Annotated in this window: 10 protein-coding genes; 7 read left to right on the top strand and 3 right to left on the bottom strand. The window is 46.0% G+C overall.

Annotation, left to right across the window (positions count from 1 at the left end; genetic code table 11):
• Window positions 1-247 precede the first annotated feature (247 nt).
• From A3GK_RS0103425 to A3GK_RS0103415, 3 genes are all read right to left on the bottom strand, one after another.
• The gene (locus tag A3GK_RS0103425; RefSeq protein WP_026161684.1) at window positions 248-727 is read right to left on the bottom strand and encodes a Csac_0668 family 2Fe-2S cluster-binding (seleno)protein; all 480 of its coding nucleotides are present in this window, start codon (window positions 725-727) and stop codon (window positions 248-250) included.
• 68 nt (window positions 728-795) lie between these two features.
• Window positions 796-2262 (bottom strand): 23S rRNA (uracil(1939)-C(5))-methyltransferase RlmD, encoded by a 1467-nt coding sequence (rlmD, locus tag A3GK_RS0103420; RefSeq protein ID WP_018028089.1) that lies wholly within the window; start codon window positions 2260-2262, stop codon window positions 796-798.
• 121 nt (window positions 2263-2383) lie between these two features.
• Window positions 2384-2929 (bottom strand): pyruvoyl-dependent arginine decarboxylase, encoded by a 546-nt coding sequence (locus A3GK_RS0103415; protein ID WP_018028088.1) that lies wholly within the window; start codon window positions 2927-2929, stop codon window positions 2384-2386.
• Window positions 2930-4095: 1166 nt separating this feature from the next.
• Between A3GK_RS0103415 and A3GK_RS0103410 the strand changes: the two genes are divergently transcribed.
• The 7 genes from A3GK_RS0103410 to A3GK_RS0103380 all read left to right on the top strand — a co-directional run bounded on the left by A3GK_RS0103410 (window position 4096) and on the right by A3GK_RS0103380 (window position 15975).
• Window positions 4096-7110, top strand: coding sequence for a tetratricopeptide repeat protein (locus A3GK_RS0103410; RefSeq protein WP_162138131.1), 3015 nt, complete (start codon window positions 4096-4098; stop codon window positions 7108-7110).
• Between the two features lie 9 nt (window positions 7111-7119).
• Window positions 7120-8967 carry a TonB-dependent receptor gene (locus A3GK_RS0103405; RefSeq protein ID WP_018028086.1) on the top strand — a complete coding sequence of 616 codons (1848 nt, stop codon included), beginning with the start codon at window positions 7120-7122 and terminating at the stop codon, window positions 8965-8967.
• 9 nt (window positions 8968-8976) lie between these two features.
• Complete coding sequence (locus A3GK_RS0103400; RefSeq protein ID WP_018028085.1) at window positions 8977-9783, top strand: 5'-nucleotidase, lipoprotein e(P4) family; 807 nt, start codon at window positions 8977-8979, stop codon at window positions 9781-9783.
• A 25-nt stretch (window positions 9784-9808) separates the two neighbouring features.
• Window positions 9809-10678, top strand: coding sequence for a cobyric acid synthase (locus A3GK_RS0103395; RefSeq protein ID WP_155799421.1), 870 nt, complete (start codon window positions 9809-9811; stop codon window positions 10676-10678).
• Complete coding sequence (locus tag A3GK_RS0103390; RefSeq protein ID WP_018028083.1) at window positions 10668-11702, top strand: threonine-phosphate decarboxylase; 1035 nt, start codon at window positions 10668-10670, stop codon at window positions 11700-11702. Before A3GK_RS0103395 ends, A3GK_RS0103390 begins: the two co-directional genes overlap by 11 nt.
• Window positions 11696-12649, top strand: coding sequence for an adenosylcobinamide-phosphate synthase CbiB (gene cbiB / locus A3GK_RS0103385; RefSeq protein WP_018028082.1), 954 nt, complete (start codon window positions 11696-11698; stop codon window positions 12647-12649). Before A3GK_RS0103390 ends, cbiB begins: the two co-directional genes overlap by 7 nt.
• A 95-nt stretch (window positions 12650-12744) precedes the next feature.
• The gene (locus A3GK_RS0103380; protein ID WP_018028081.1) at window positions 12745-15975 is read left to right on the top strand and encodes a S41 family peptidase; all 3231 of its coding nucleotides are present in this window, start codon (window positions 12745-12747) and stop codon (window positions 15973-15975) included.
• Window positions 15976-16187 lie beyond the last annotated feature (212 nt).

The raw sequence follows: 16187 nt of genomic DNA, 5'->3' as shown, positions 1-16187 counted from the left end.
TCGGTCACGTACGTGAGTACGCTCCCAGCACCCTCACCCTCAGCGCCTTGCATCTCATCCTTCGTGCAAAGTCTCTGCACATTTAAATCAAATGTGCGAGAATGGCACTTCGTGCAACATTCTCCTCTGCCCTCCTCTGGAGTAGCAAGATATTCTCAACCCCTATGGTTATGGGGAACATATCCACGCTCGTAGATGGAAACATATCAAAGATTGGCTCTCGTTTGTAGGAACATATCGACTGTAATTATTTCATTTTCAAGCCTTTATCGATAGCTTCCTGAATAATCTTATGACAACAAACTCCCAACGGATTGTTTTCTTTACAATTAGAATTTTTCATTGCCCCAGTGATGGCATTTACTTCTTTTACGGATTTCGCGCCATGCTTTACAACTGCTTCAATTACCTGATTTTCTGTGACTTCGCTACAATAACAAGCATACTTAGGATCTGCATCTTTCTTAAACCAGATAGGAACTCTAACTTGGTCTTTCAAGAATTTTATTTCATTATCTAAGTTATAGTAAACAACGTCGCAGTCATCGTTCATGCAAATCTTATATTGATCTCCGTTAACAGCATTACGATAATCATCTACCACTAGATGTTCAACAGTTACTTTACTAACGGAAATCCCTTCATTATTACATACAGGACAATTGTCTTTAATTTGATCCGGCTTTTCTGTTTTGCATCCACAACAACATTCATTATTAATCTTCATATTCTTAGCCTCCATATTTTCATTATAATTTCTTTTTTTAACTAGGTAAAACCAATTTCATATACTTGTCATTTATTAATAGCGTCAAACTCTATATCTAAATGATGTTCTGTATTTAGTTTGGACAACAGAGCTACCGTCTCCACGTGACTGGTATGAGGAAACATATCTACAGGCTGTGCTACCACTACCTTATATGCCTCCTTCATCATCTCCACATCCCTTGCTTGTGTGGCCGGATTACAGCTTACATATACAATCCTTTGCGGTGCTGCCCTAAGGATTGTCTGCACCACATCGGGGTGCATACCAGCCCGAGGCGGGTCGGTAATCAGTACGTCAGGCTTACCGTGCTCAGCAATAAAGCTATCTGTGAGCACCTCCTTCATATCTCCAGCATAGAAGTCCAGGTTTTCCAGTCCATTTACACTTCTATTAATACAAGCATCCTCAATCGCCTCTTCCACATATTCAATACCTATCACGCGCTTAGCATTTCGGCAGATAAATGAAGCGATGGTACCGGTGCCAGTGTAGAGGTCGTAGACAAGTTCATCTCCTTGGAGATTGGCTAGTTTTCGTACCTCTTGGTACAGCCTAAGTGCCTGTTTGCTATTGGTTTGATAAAAGCTTTTTGGCCCAATCTTGTAGCGAAGACCCTCCATCTCCTCCCATATATGATCCTCACCTGCGTAGCAGAAAACCTCTTGATCTCCCCAAGCGTCATTCAATTTATTGTTGATCACATAGATCAGTGAGGTGATCTCAGGAAAAGCCTTGGCAAGAGCATCGAGGAGGGCTTCCCGTTTTTGCTTATCTTCATAAGCAAAGACTACCACTACCATTACTTCGCCCGTGCTACTAGTTCGGATCATCAACGTCCGCATATACCCTTCATGCTTTCGAAGGTCGTAATAGTCGTAGCCGGAATGCTGAGTGGTGAACGCCTTGATAAACAACCTAATTTTATTGCTGAGCTCCCCCTGCAAATGGCACTGCTCAATATCCAGCACCTTGTCAAACATTCGAGGTACATGAAAGCCCAGCCCCGCAAGATCTAAAGCCTCCTCTTTAGGTGTTTCTGAGAGCTCCTCTCGAGAAAGCCAGCGACGATTGGAGAAGGTAAACTCCAGCTTATTGCGATAGTCATAAGTCTCTTCGCTCCCTATGATTTCACGCATTTCATCAATCTCAAGATGTCCCACACGCTCCAGTTGGTCGATTACCTGCTGTTGTTTCCCCTCTAGCTGTGCTCTATAGCTCAGGTGCTGCCATTTGCAGCCACCGCATAGACCATAGTGGGTACACCGTGGCTCCACTCTATTAGGAGAGGACTCCAATAGCCTAGCAATCCGCCCCTCTGCATAGGACTTCCGACGTCTGCCGAGTGTAATATCTGCTATGTCACCAGGCGCAGAGTAAGGGACGAAGAGCACACGACCATCCTCCAGATGTCCCACACAGCGACCCTCTGCCGCCATTCGCTCTATCCTTATCCCCTCCACTATTTCTGGAGCTTTGCTTTTTCTTGCCATATTATATATATACTTTTGGGGTGACCGTCTCAGATACCTCAAGAGGAGGGAGGTGGTCTGCTATTAGAGCCACCCCCCTTCTTCCTTAAAGTATTAAGTGAATGTTATCTAACAAAGACTATTATACACCGATTGAACTCTCATTCTGCTCAAAGTCCATAAAGCAGAGCCCGACGAGTGCAGTCCCATATCGCTTTTCGATAGTGATTCCCTCGGTCACGAAGTTCAATTCACCTAGGTAATATTGGCTATAAGTCTTCTCATGTAGGTCTATGATCACCCTGGTAAGCCTAGCCTCTAGCTCCTCAATACGGTATCGACCATTCACCTCGCATACCAGTCCGCCAATCTTCTCATCGAAGTTTTCATCGGCATACATCCATGCGTAAACGATTCCAGCTGATACAAACTCATCCTGCGTCCCGTGCGAAACCGACATAATCGTCTTCATCTCCGAACCAAATGGGGGCAAATCAATCTCATCCATCGTTACTAGATGAGCTGTCTTGGGCAAGATCGAGGAGTAGACCATAATATTATAGTCATTGATTCCTGCATCATAAAGCGCCATGTGATAAGAACCAGCGTGTAGCTCTAGGTCCGACTCACCACTTCCCTTCGTTACAAAAAACGCACTTGGCGTTAGATTGGATATCATCTTACTCATAAAATAGCTATATAATATATGTGTACTTAATCTATTGGATAAATTAAAAAACCTCACTTTCACTTACAAAGATACTGAAAATAGCTCGGATCACATAAGGTTCCAACTTCTGAAGCAAAGTTGACGCACAAGAAAGGCTGATTAATGACTGCTACACATTAGCCTAATTACCTTCTGTATACATTGATTGTAGCCCTCAGTAATTCAATAGGTTAGGAGAGTGAAAGTTTAGTTGCAACTAAGCAATCGCCGAGTTGCAACTAAGCAATTGACGAGATGCAACTAAGCGATTGCTTTGTTCCTAGCTAAAAGATTGGTGAGTTGTAATCAACCATTTTACGTGGTGACTAAGGCGGGTTGACTTCGCACAATTGCTCCTCGATTTACTTCTTTTGGCTTAAAAAGTGGTTTCGGTGGCAAAAAACGCTCTTAATTATATGTTAAATATGAGTGTTTGCAAGCCCCCTAAGGTTAAACTATGTTATATTTTCGTGAAAATGATAATGTAAAGGGCGATTTTTAAGGGCAAATTGAAGTGTATCATACGAGCAATCAAGAAGTTTGCACGGTGCAAACCTAAGGTGAATACCTTTCAAAGGTGAATTACTTACGTATGAAAACCGCTGTTTTCTTGCTTCAAATCTGTTCGTTAAATATGTAATCTATGGATTAAATATGATATTCATTTATATTAAAATCGGTTGCTTTTAGGTGGATTGATTAATCCAATTCGTCTGATTATTAATTTTGCGATTTGTATTTTTCAACCCTTAACAGACCTTAATATACAAAAGTCATTGATCCACATGGGTTTTATTGATCCACTTGTAACCCATTGATATTCATACTGCTTAGCTATTATTGGATTAATTGGATTAATACTCTATAATAGACCCCTAAAATAGGTATATATTAGGTACTAAATATAGGTATTTATTATACTCTATAGGGAATATTGATCCATTAAACCACCCGCGAAATTTGCTTTGCCTTGTCTTTTTATTTTTGCCAACTGATTTTTTGCCCGCAATTTATTCGGCTTTTTCCAGAGGTTGTTTTGCACTCCAGTACGTGGCAAAATGTTTGGGCTCAGGTCGCAAATTTTGGGTACATTTGCGGAAGGTTATGGGGAGAGGAGAATTGTAACTTTTGAGAAGTTTTTTGACATGATGAATAATCGTTTCTGCATATTTTTTCTGGCAATGTTTGGACTTTCTTCGGTAGTCCATGGTCAGGAGCTAGGCGGCATAAGTGGCTATAAGTCCCCGGTGGAGTTGGCTCGAGAGGCAACAGCTACGGGAAGTGATGTGGGTGTCTTGGGCGCTCTTGGTGGTGCTTGGGATAGCCCTTGGTCGCTTGGCGCAGAGGATGTGGAGAGTCGTTACCTGCTTGCATTGTCTCGTGGTACGCTGCAGTGTGGTGATAGCGAGTTAGAGCTATTGCACTTTGTGGAGCAGCATCCGCACTCCAGCTACACCGATCGGGCGATGGCAGCTCTGGGTGGGCTCTACTACGCCTCGGAGGCGTATGGCAGTGCCGTTTACTGGCTCCGAAAGGTTAATCGGGCACTTCTTCCCGAGGATCTCTGTGCGGAGGTGGAGTATCGTCTTGGATACGCCTTGATGCGAGAAGGGCAAGATCGTGAGGCTTTGGCACTTTTTGAGCCTCTTACCTACTACCAGAAACGAAAGTCAGATGCCCTTTTTTACGCCGGTTATCTCTCGATGAAGGGGGGTGCCCTGAGCAAGGGAAGTCGCTATCTTGGTGAGTTGGTAAATCACCCACAATATGGCAGCTATGCCTTGGCGTATCTGGGTGAGGCCCGCCTTTCCGAAGGGCGTTATGGCGAGGCACTTCAGTTGGCTGAGCGTGGACTATCTAGTGGTCGCGATGCCGACCGATCTGTGCAAGCGTCGCTCTCTCGTACTGCTGGACTTGCTACTAGCTTGCTAGGGCAGAATGAGGCATCGGTGCGCTATTTGAAACAATATTTGACCGCTGGCGGTGATGCTGGTGGTGTAGAGCTCCTTACGCTCGGTAAGGAGCTGTTGGCTCTAGGCCGTTATGGAGAGGCGGAGCCCTACTTGCTACAGGTTGGGGAAGAAGGTACGAACTTTATGAGCCAATTGGCACTCTATTACGCTGGTCTCTGTAGACTCTCCGAGCGCAAATTAGGGGGAGCAATTGATCTATTCGACAGAGCTTCAGCGATGGGCGTATATGCACCAATCACCGAAGTTTCGGCCTACAATGCAGCACTCGCTAGCTATGCTGGGACACCAGGGCGATTGGGCGATGGGAGCCGTCGCTTGGCTCGCTTCTTGGAAAGATACCCTCAGAGTAGTTACCGAGGAGAGGTGCTGAGTTACCTAGAGGAAGCTTATCTTCATGAGCCCAATAGTGGGGCGGTACTGAAGGCGCTTGAGGAGTTTTCACCACTACCCACCGAATTGGTGCGAGTGCGAGATCGTGTGAAGCTTCGCCGTGCTGGCACCTCCCTTGCTAGTGGCGATGTGAGTGTAGCCACTCAGCAATACGATGAATTGATCAAGAGCGGACGTGATGCTGAGAGCGTGGCAGAGGCCTATCTCTGGAAAGGCGAAGCAGCCTACCGTTCCAAGGATTATCGTGAGGCCATTCGCAGTACTGAGCAGTACCTCAAGGTTCGCCCCAGTAGTTTGCCGCTGAACGCCAATGCCTACTACACACTTGGCTATGCCTGCTACAACTTGGGTCGCTATGGCGATGCTGAGGGGTGGCTAGAGCGCTTTGAGAGTGAATTGACTGAGCCTACTCCCGACCAGAAGAGTGCGGTGAATTGTAGACTTGGCGATATTGCTATGCAACGCCGAGCTTATGAGGAGGCGTTGAGGTACTACCAAAAGGCCGAGCAGGCAGGAGGTCGTGAAGCAGATCATGCACTTTTCAATCGGGCGATGATCCTTGGATTGCAGAAAAAATATCAAGATAAAGCAACTCTTTTAGCACTCCTTCCACAGAGATATCCTGCCTCTTCCTTGATCGATGAGGCTCTGTATGAGCAGGGAAGGGCGCGTCAATTGGTTGGTGATGTGTCGGGGGCTGAGCAACTCTTCACCCGCTTTTTGAGAGAGCGTGCCAATAGCCCATTTGCACCTAAAGTAGCTCTACAATTGGCTCTTACCTACTATGGGGAGAGCCGTTTGGACGATGCGGTAAAGGCTTACGAGCGTGTAGTACGAAACTATCCGCAGAGTGGCGAGGCAAAGAGTGCCCTTCAGGACTTAAAAAGCATCAGTATCCAGCTCAATAGGGTGGATAGTTATAGCCGACTAGTGCAAGAGACTGGGGTGTCGGAGCAGCTCTCTTTGACGGAGCTCGATTCCCTCGCTTACCTTGCTGCCGAAGGTGTAGTGGCTCGTGGTGCCAATGCAGAGGGCATTGAGGCGCTAGAGTCTTACATAAAGAGCTATCCACGAGGGGCTTTTGTGGATAAAGCCACTTACAGCCAGGCACTTCTGAAGTATCAAGCCCGTCAGTATAGCGATGTGGTAACAATGCTGAGCGGTCGTGTGAAGACGTTCCAAGGCAAATTGGCAGAGGATAGCTATCGCCTTTTGGCCTCTAGCTACGATAAACTCAATGAGCCGGGTAGGGCGGCAGAAGCCTATCTGTCGTTGGCACTTAGCGTGGGCGACAAAGCTGGTCGTAGTACGTGGGTCATCTCTTCTGCCGAGCGTGCCGAAACGAGTGGTAGCATCGACTTCGCAGTGAGCTTAGCGAATCAGGTGGCTAATGGCACTCTATCGGTAAGCGATGAAGCAGCGGCAAAGGTTTACCTCTCTGCAGCAAAATTGACGGCTCTCGACAATCAAAAGTCGCAAGCCCTTCGCTATGCAAAGCTGGTGATGAAGCATAAGGATTTTGGTGGCCATGCCATCGCTCGTACCATCTTGGCGCTAGACCTCTACGATCAAGGTAATTATCAAGCTGCCAAGAAGGAGATGGAGCAAGTGACCACTAGAGGTATTACGGATGCATACTGGCTAGCGAGGGCCTTTATCCTCCTATCGGACTGCTACGATAAGCTGGGCGATAAGGAGAGTGCAAAACTCTATCTTGAGAGTGTGAAGGGGAGCTATTCCAATCGCAATGATGGAATACTTAAGATGATTGATACCCGCTTGGGAATATTAAAATAGAATCAATAGATGATGATGAAATATATCCGTCCGTGGCTCCTAACTGGAGCTCTACTACTTGCTGGAGGAGAGGCACTCGCCAACCCTTTTGCTGCTGATACGCTGAAGAGAGAGATGGTACTACAGAGAGAGTACCAACCTGTGGGGCAGGAGGCTGAGAAGGTCTTTTTTAATCCTCTGGAGGGAAGTGTCCCTAAGAAGCTGAAACCGATTCGCTTTGCCCGCAATACCTATGCGATTGCTATGAATGTGACGCCCAAGCTATTTGAGCCCTTGGATAATCCTCTGGCTCCTGAAGCGGTGAAGCAAAAGTTCCACGCGCGACTATTTGGAGGTTATCCAGGTATCGGTGGTGCCGAGTTGGCCTTCCTCACCAAGACAAGTGAGGCTGGTACGCTGATGCTATCGGCAGAACATCTATCTAGGTATGTGAGAGGGGAGTATTCATCTATCGGTATAAAAAAGATTGATGAGACACACGACACCCGCATAGGGATCAACTACAATCACGCACTTGAAGAGCGTACTGTAGGGGGTGGAGTGGAGCTATTTCATCATGCCAATACGTTTTATGGACTATTTTCTCCACGTAAGGAGCCCTTTGCATCGCTATTAGATGCTACCTATCCGATGTATCAGATGGGTGGGGCGGAAATTAATTTCTCCCTTAGCCCTGCACCTATTGCCTTGGCTAGCCGGTGGCAGTATGGTATTCGTGGAAAGGTGAGCTATACGGGCAAGGATAATGCCTCGATGCTCTATGAGCAAAATAGGCTAGTGCTCCCACTAGGTGAAGAGAGGACAAAGCCTGAGAAGGTGTCGGAGCTAGGACTGGATTTAGTGGCAAACCTAGACTATAAATTTGCCGGAAGCGACTGGGGCTTTGGTGTGGATGGTAGATATCAATTGATTGCTATCTCAGCGCTACATACGCTCTTGGACGTTCATTCACCGATGCAACAGATCTCATTGGCGCCTCATGTGGGGTACAGTGCTCCTAACCTACACCTATCGGCGGGTGCCAAGGTGCAATTTGTCAATCGTGGTAGCCGCAAGCTATTGGTGGTGCCCGATGTGGAGTTCCGCTATAGAGCACACGAGCTATTTTCGCTCTATCTTCTTGCCGATGGTGGGGCTAGATTCCATGGGCTTAGAGAACTCTACAAGGAGAATAGATGGTTCTCTGCAGAGGCTGTGTACAATGGCTTTGACATAGCTCAGTACAGAGCATTGGTGGGGGTTCAGTTGGGGAATATCAATGGCTTCTCACTTGATGTTAATGGAGGATATACGCACTTTAGTGACTTCTCTGATTGGGACTACTCACTCTATAATACCACATTTATGGCGTTAAATAGTGGCCAGCAAGAGGGGCTGTTTACCCCATTATTTACTAAGGTCAATCGTGGTGGTGTAGGGCAAGTATTCGTTAAGGCAGAGGCACGCTATCTCTCACCGATTGGTTTGGATCTTGGAGCCAAGGTGAAGGTGAATAGGTATCAGAGCACACTAGAGGAGAAGCCAACGGTAGGCTTTGGGTTACCTACGATGGAACTAGGAATCGATGCCAACTACCTGCTGATGGATAAGCTGACGCTACATGTAGACTTCCAAGCCTTGACTGGTATTAAGTACCTTGTGCCTCAGATCGATGATGTAGAGGGGGTGGTTACGAAAAGTAAGGTGGAGGATCATTACAATTGTCTGAATCTCGGAGCTAGAGTTACTTATGACGCACACCGCAATGTAGGGGTTTCTATCATTGGTCAGAATCTTTTGCATCAAAAGCAAAGCCGATGGTTGGGCTATGAGCGTCAGGGAATTACTGGGATGCTTGCTTTAACGCTTAAATTTTAATCGTAGAGTATGAAAAATAGATTGACTTCGTTTGGAATTGTTGCTCTGACTCCTTTGCTGCTACTCTTATGTGGGTGTGGCACTCAGAAGCGTGTGGTGGAGAGTGAGCTCCCTTTTGCCAAAATATACACCGCTGCTTGGATGCAACGGTCGGCAGAGTATGAAGCACTCTGCTATCAAGCTTTTAATGGAGCTAGACTCTATCTGGATCAGGCACTTGCTATGTCGCAAGAGGGGGATAAGCCATTGGCGATCATTACGGATATTGATGAGACCATCTTGGACAACTCTCCCAATGCGGTTCACCAGGGGCTAAAAGGGGAACTTTTTGATCCTGCAGAGTGGACTGAGTGGTGTGCAATGGCTGTGGCTGACACAGTGCCAGGTGCTCCTGCTTTCCTTAAGTATGCAGCGGGTGAAGGGGTAGAGATATTTTATATCACTAACCGCAACTTTAATGAGCGAGAGGGGACTCTGCTCAACCTACAGAAGTACGATTTCCCTTTTGCAGATAATGATCACTTGCTACTTAAAGGCGATACTAGCAATAAAGATTTGCGTAGGGAGCAGGTGCTTAGGGACTTTGATGTGGTGATCTATATGGGCGACCAACTGACCGACTTCCCTGGTTACAACGCTTTGAATGAGAAGCAGAGAAGTAAGGTGGCTTGTGACGATATGAGCATTTTTGGAACTATCTATATTGTGCTTCCTAACCCCAATTACGGTGAATGGGAGACGGCATTATTTGAGGGGCGAAGACTTGACCCAAAAGCTCAAGTTGAAGTGATCAAGAAACGCGCAAAAGGATATTAAACTGAGGACCATAAAACGTAAAGGTATGGAAAAAATGCGTCCCATAATGATAGCTGGTACGGGGAGTGATGTGGGGAAGAGTATGATTGTGGCAGCTCTGTGCCGTCTGCTACGGGAAGATGGATTTCGGCCTGCCCCATTTAAGGCTCAGAATATGGCACCCTACTACTATACTGCACCGAATGGAGATCGCATCAGTGTGGCACAGGCGTTGCAAGCTGTGGCGGCCGGTGTGGAGCCAGAGGCTTTGCTCAATCCTGTGTTGATGATGCCTTCGAGTGTAACAAATGCCCATATCTACTGCTTAGGCAAAGAGGTAGGTGAGCAACATGCAAGAGACTACTTTCGCCAAAGTGAAGGGAGAAGGGAGCTTCAAAGTCATGCTTGGGAAGCTTTTGATAAGCTGAAAACTCGGTACAATCCTATTGTGCTCGAAGGGGCGGGGAGTGTGAGTGAGCTCAATCTACTTGGTACCGACTTTGTGAATATGCCGATGGCGGAGCATGCCGATGCGGCAGTAATTTTAGTGGCAGATATTGAGCGTGGTGGAGTCTTTGCTTCGGTGTATGGCTCTGTGATGCTTCAGCGTCCGGAGCACCGTAAGCTGATTAAGGGGGTCCTGATCAATAAGTTTCGGGGCGACCTCTCTATTTTTGCGCCAGCAACGAAGATGATTGAGGAGCTTTGTGGCGTGCCTGTTCTTGGAGTGATCCCTTATATGGAGGGAGTGGAGCTCCCTAGCGAGGATACCTTGAGCGATAAAAGTGCGCATAAGAGCGACTACACTAATAAGGATATTGAGAAGTTGGAAGATACTTTTGACCAACTTGCGAGCCATCTGAGAAGTCATATTGATGTGGAGCTTCTATACAAGATATTGAGATATGAAGCTTAATGACCACGGAGATGACCGATATAGATATCCAGGGGTAGAGATTGTTGCTGACTTTAGCTCTAATGTGCCACACCTTCCTGAAGATGAGGGGTTGTGGTGCTATCTTACTTCAAGAAAGGAGGTTCTTCATCGTTATCCTGAGCCACGTGTCTACTCTTTGGAGTATAAAATTGCTGGCTCGTTTAGAGTGCCTGAGGAGTCTGTGTTGGTGACGAGTGGAGCTACCGAAGCGATTTATATGATTGCCCACCTTTTTGCAGGGCGACGCTCTTATATTCCACAGCCTACCTTTTCGGAATATCGCCATAGTGCACAGCTCTATGGTCATACAATCATAGAGATCGGAACTAACGAGGTAATGTCGGGAAAGATGGAGTTTGCCCCTAATAGTGTGGTGTGGCTTTGTAATCCTAATAACCCTACCGGTCTTACGTATGATCACGAGCAGTTACTGAATTTGATGAGAAGTAACCCCTCGGTCACTTTTGTGATTGACCAGTCTTACCTAGCGTTTACTCCAAAACGGGTGCTCTTACCGATGGAGGTGGTGGATCTACCCAATTGTTTCTTAATTCACTCCCTTACTAAGTCGTATGCAATACCGGGGCTAAGGCTAGGGTACCTCATTGCCGCTCCTGCTTTGTTGGAGCAACTGGTGGCGTTGAAATTGCCGTGGAGTGTCAATGCTATGGCAGTGGAGACGGGGCACTATCTGCTGGGATATGGGCGTTCCTTTCACTTGGAAACTCTTCTTGAGGAGCGGAGGTGGTTGGTGGAGCAACTTCTTCGGTTAGGTGGCGTGGAGGTTTATCCTACAGATACGCACTATTTCCTTGCTAAACTGAAGCTTTTGACCGCTGCGGAAGTGAAGGATTGGTTGGTATTTCACCATGGAATATTGATTCGTGATGCCTCTAATTTTCCCACGCTCTCTCCCTATCATATTCGTTTGGCAACACAGAGTAGAGAGCAAAATGAGAAGCTGATAACGGCTCTCAATGATTTGAATAATATGCTATGCTGACCTATTACTCACTACAAGCTCTGTTTTTGGCACGGATGATCATGCTATGGCTAGGGTGGCTACTGGATCGCCTATTAGGTGACCCAGAGCGGTTGCCTCACCTGATTGTGGGTTTTGGTAAGGTGATTTCGTGGGCGGAGGGAAAGTATAATCACGGCGAGCACCGGCGTAGGAATGGGGCGATGGTGGCACTATCGCTGATTCTCGCGGTGGCACTGCTCTCTTTTCTCTTGATTTATTTCTTGCCATCGTGGCTTTCTGTGGTGGTGGGGGCTATTTTGGTCTACTATTGCCTAGCTGGGACCACGTTAATAGAGGAGGTAGAGGAGGTGTTTCGACAGCTTGCCATCTCTCTTCCTGCTGGTAGAGAGCAACTCTCTCGCATCGTAGGAAGGGATACTGATTCGCTCACTGAGGAAGAGTGCAAAGTGGCAGCATTAGAGACTTTATCCGAAAACCTTTCGGATGGAGTGGTCGCTCCACTCTTTTGGTTTTTGATCTTTGGCGTGCCTGGAATTGTGGCCTATAAGATGATCAATACTTTGGACTCGATGATTGGGTACAAGAATGAGCGATATGGGGAGTTTGGATACGTGGCCGCTAAGATTGATGATGTGGCCAATTGGATTCCTGCAAGGATTACTGCTTTGCTTATGCTTGTGGCGAATAGGCGGTGGGATCTGCGTACCAAGGTATTTGAGGAGGGGCGCAAGCATACAAGTCCGAACTCGGGATATCCCGAGGCGGCTCTTGCGTTGATGCTGGGGTGTCAATTTGGTGGAACGCACGCCTATGGTGGGCGAATGGTGGAGAAGCCTACGATAGGCTCTTCAACGCACCCACTGACGGATAGAGATTTGAAATTTGCACTCCAAACGAATCGTAAAGTGGAGGTGTTACTGTTATTAATAATCTCTGCTCCGTTTTTGATTTTTGCTTTGTTTTGATGGCTAAGTATTATCTACTTAGAATCCAAGACGGTTAGGGAAAAAATGATTAAGTTTGTAACTAGTAATTTAACTAACAAAAATTCATAGCCTATATGAGGATTATTAGAAGAATCTATTTTGTTGCTTTTGCACTTATCGGAATGGCTGGAGCAGCAATTGCAAATGATGAACCACTATGGATGAGATATCCATCCATATCGCCAAATGGCAAAGAAATCGCTTTTGCGTACAAGGGGGATATTTACAAGGTGCCTACCACTGGAGGTGTAGCCACTAGATTGACTACACACGAAGCTTATGATACCACTCCTATGTGGAGCCCTGATGGTTCGAAAATTGCTTTCGTAAGTGATAGGTACTATGGGAGTAGGGATATTTATGTGATGAATGCCAATGGAGGTGCGGCTAAAAGGGTGACGACTCACTCTACATCGGAGTCGATCCTAGCATTTTCGCCTGATGGTAAGTATATCTATTATACTGCTCATATTCAGGATCCCGCAAGTAGCGCACTTTTCCCTACGGCTCGCCTAAATGAGGTGTACAAGGTGCCTGTGGAGGGAGGTCGCTCTATTATGGTGATGGCAACTCCTGTAAGTATGGGGGCTATTAGTGCCGATGGACGTCAGTTGATTTATGAGGATATTAAGGGGTTTGAAAATGTATGGCGTAAGCACCACACCTCTTCGGTGACGAGAGATATCGTGCTTTACGACTTCAAGAGCAAGCAATATAAGCCTCTTGCAACTTGGAAAGGTGAGGATCGTAACCCTGTATTTGCTCCTAAGGGGAATAGTTTTTATTTCTTGAGTGAACGTGAAGGGACCTTTAATGTGTTTAAGCAGCCTTTGAATAGTAGTAACGAGAAAGATGCGGTGTCTTTGACACATTTCAAAACACACCCAGTGCGTTTTCTCTCTGTAGGTGGAGATGGAACGCTTTGCTTCGGTTATGACGGACGCATTTATACAATGAAGGAGGGTAGTCAACCTCAAAAGGTGGCTATCCAGATAATGAGCGACGTGGACGAGGAGGAGATCACTAAATCCACCTTTATGCGTGGCATTACTTCGGCTTCGGTTTCGCCTGATGGCAAAATGCTTGCTTACGTTATTCGTGGTGAGGTATTTGTAACGAGTGCCGACTACTCAACTACTAAGCGGATTACTGACACTCCAGAAATGGAGAGAAGTGTCACTTTTGGTAGCGACAATAGAAGTGTAGTTTATGAGTCGCAACGAGGGGGTAAAAGTGATATTTATATCGCTAAGATGGCTCGTAAGGAGGATCCTAACTTTGCCAATGCTACTCTTGTAAAAGAGGAGCTTTTGATCCCTGGTGAAAAGTCTGAAAAGATGCATCCTACTTTTTCGCCTGATGGTAAATATGTGGCTTATGTGAAGGATCGCAAGACGTTGGCGGTCTATGATGTGGAGAAGAAGAGCTCAAGAGTGGTATATGATGGTAGATATACGGCCGATAAAACTGGTGGAATCAACTATACTTGGTCGCCAGATGGTCGTTGGATAGCTATGGAGCTCTCTGATAATCATCACGAGCCTTTCTGTGATATTATTCTATTGAATGTGGCTACAGGTGACATGACTAATATCACGCAGAGTGGGTATTTTGATATGAACCCTCGATTTGTGATGGGTGGAAATGCGATTATCTATGCTTCGGAACAATATGGTATGCGTAACCACGCTAGTTGGGGTTCAATGAATGATGTGATGATCGTATTCCTGAACCGTGCTGCTTATGATAAGTACAAACTCAATGAGGAGGATTATGAGCTTCTACTTGACGAGGAGAAGAAGGCTGAAAAGGATGCAGATAAGGATGAGACTAAGGACAAGGAGAGCAAGAGTGATGAAATCCTAGTGGAGCTTGAGAATATCCAAGATCGTATCGTGAGACTGACCCCTGCTTCTAGCGACTTAGGTGACGCCTATATCACTAAAGATGGCAAAAAACTCTACTATATGGCTGCTTTTGAGGGTGGATATGACCTATGGGTAAAGGATCTGCGAAAAGGTGATACCAAACTTCTGAAGAAGCTTGATGGCTCTTATGTCTCTTTTGAGCCTGATGCAAAGGAGGAGAATCTCTTCTTTATCAGCACTGGAGGGGTACAAAAGATGTCTTTGAGTAGCGAGAAGTTGGAGTCTGTCTCTATCAGAGCAGAGATGAATCTCAATGCTAAGGCGGAAAGAGAATTTATGTTTGACTTCGTTAAGAAAGAGGAGGCAGAGCGATTCTACGTTAAGGATATGCACGGTGTGGATTGGGAGTTTATGACGGATGAATACCGTAAGTTCTTGCCACACATCAATAATAACTATGACTTCTCTGAGATGCTATCAGAGCTACTGGGTGAGTTAAATGTTTCACACACTGGTAGTGGTTATGGTAAATTTAGCTCTGCCGAAAGGGTAGCTGAGACTGGGCTATTCTTTGATCTTACTCGAGCTACTGATGAGGGGCTACTCATTGAGGAAGTAGTAGCTGGTGGTCCATTTGATACGCACAAGAGTGAGGTGCGTGCAGGAGACTATCTAGCTAAGATTGATGGTGTGGAGATTGGTGCCAATGTAGACTTCTTCCCTCTTCTTGCTGGTAAGAGTGGTAAGAATGTACTCTTTACTTTCTACTCTCCAAAGAGTGGAAAGACTTATGAGGAGGTGGTAAAGCCTATCTCTAGTGGACGCCTTAATGGCCTTCTATATGAGCGTTGGATCAAGCAACGTGCTGAGGAGGTGAAGCGTCTGTCGGGTGGTAAGCTGGGTTATGTGCATATCGCCTCTATGGACGATGAAAGCTTTAGGCGAGTTTACTCCGATGCTATGGGTAAGTATTACCAGACTGATGGCCTTGTAGTAGATATCCGCTACAATGGTGGTGGAAGACTACACGAGGATTTGGAGGTATTCCTTTCGGGCACTAAGTACCTAACTCAAGAGATTCAAGGTGAGTACTATTGCGATATGCCAAGTAAGAGGTGGACTAAGCCTTCGGTTATGGTGATGTGTGAGGCTGACTACTCAAATGCTCACGGATCGCCATGGGTATATAAGCATATGGGATTAGGTAAACTTGTGGGAATGCCTGTGCCTGGAACGATGACCAGTGTGAATTGGGTAACGCTATTAGACCCATCACTATACTTTGGAATTCCAGCTGTGGGCTACAAGACTTCCGAAGGCTATTATCTAGAGAACTTTGAATTGCAGCCTGATGTAAAGGTGAACCTAGACTTCAAGAAGGTCCTAGATGGAAAAGATACTCAGATTGAAGCTGCTGTAAAGGAACTACTCAAGTAACTAAACTAATTAATGAGATATAAAAGGTGTTACCTTGATGAGTTGATAGGTAACACCTTTTATATCATTATTCTGAAGCGAACAAAATGGCGGTAGGTCTTGTTATTCAATTGATGATGTGGACAGATTGTTCTTGGCACGCATCTTGTACTGTATCATAGGTATATTGAGTATCTGTGAATAAATAGGTAAATTTGCACACTTTTTTGAAT

It is taken from the genome of Porphyromonas somerae DSM 23386 (assembly GCF_000372405.1).
GTDB lineage: Bacteria > Bacteroidota > Bacteroidia > Bacteroidales > Porphyromonadaceae > Porphyromonas_A > Porphyromonas_A somerae.
This window is presented reverse-complemented; position numbering and strand designations above follow the sequence as displayed.